Origin of the sequence: Xenorhabdus thuongxuanensis, assembly GCF_001908095.1 — a bacterium.
Classification (GTDB): Bacteria; Pseudomonadota; Gammaproteobacteria; order Enterobacterales; family Enterobacteriaceae; genus Xenorhabdus; species Xenorhabdus thuongxuanensis.
In genome coordinates, this window is record NZ_MKGR01000074.1 from 1 (window position 1) to 1,161 (window position 1,161).

At 41.7% G+C, this 1,161-nt stretch carries 3 protein-coding genes; all 3 read left to right on the plus strand.

Annotated elements, in window-relative coordinates; genetic code table 11:
* Positions 1 to 320, plus strand: a 320-nt coding sequence (locus Xentx_RS18025; RefSeq protein ID WP_422645864.1) for a hypothetical protein, incomplete at its 5' end; no start/stop codon positions are given.
* A gap of 133 nt (positions 321 to 453) precedes the next feature.
* A complete protein-coding gene (locus tag Xentx_RS18030) occupies positions 454 to 819 on the plus strand; it encodes a DUF5347 family protein (protein WP_074021863.1) in 366 nt (121 codons plus the stop codon).
* Between the two features lie 76 nt (positions 820 to 895).
* Positions 896 to 1,090, plus strand: a complete 195-nt coding sequence (locus Xentx_RS18035; protein ID WP_074021864.1) for a DUF2732 family protein — start codon at positions 896 to 898, stop codon at positions 1,088 to 1,090.
* Positions 1,091 to 1,161: the final 71 nt, after the last annotated feature.

Sequence of the window (1,161 nt, forward strand, 5' to 3'; positions counted from 1 at the left end):
CAGGCGTAAAGATAATACCACAACACCCTGCGCCGGACAGGGCTAAAAGTCGGCAACATAATAATAGCGATGAGGTAATCAATATGCGAAATACTATCCCAACACCAGTGGAATTAAATAAAGGCCGAATCAAATTCGGCACGTTATTAATTCGCCCGTTACGTCCCAGCGCTGTTTGCACATTCCCCCGTTACCAAGTTGGGGACAGTGAATATTCATACGGGAAATTTGATTCCAAATCTCAGGCGCTGAGTTTTTGTCGGCAGTTATATGAGGAGCGGTTAGATGAACCAATTAACGCGAGTTCAACACAAATATAAAATTACCAGTGATGATTTTAATAGAAAACCCACTAATACCCATTGTAAAAACCCGTTGGGCATGATTTTAGTTTCAATTGGTTTGGCGACAACAATGTTAACCCCGTTATTATCGATATTATGAGGTGATGCAGTGGCTAATACAGAACCGTACCGCGCCGTGTCATTAACATTGGATGAAAAAATTAACGGATTTAATAAAACGGCTGAGATGCTGAATCCGCATATTTCCGATATTGAAAAATCAAACAGCCAACTGGCCGATTTTATCGAATATATGCGTGACCGCACCAATAACCGCATTCGAAACAATGAACGATTGTTGCATCTGATTTTTCATCTGGCCGGATTTGATAAATCCCGTTATAACGCAGAATTTAGTGAATTCACGGAACAAGAAGTGCGTTCATTAATTTTGGCTATGAATCAATTTAAAGGGGTTGCCGCAATATTACCGACTAAATTAGTCCTGCCAAAACAAAAACTAATTTCACATTAATTGATAACAAACGTTTCAATTATTAATTGCGTCAACACGCAGGGATTTTTATTACCTAAAAACAGGAAACAGAATAATGGAAATAGAACAACTGATAAAAATAAACAGAGAGGATGAGCGCAAAAATTTAGCCACACTCTCTATTTCTCGTCTGGAAAATCTCGCCGCCCATATTCTGGCCAATAAACTGGATTATGCCGCATCGGCTGCCCTATTAGAGAGCGAGGCCGCTGATATCGAGCGTCAGGCGCAGGAGTGGAATCATGTCTAGAGAAATCGACCGCGCCTGCGAACACGCCGCCGAAATACTGGAACGCCGGATAGCCGCCCATGTTAACCGCC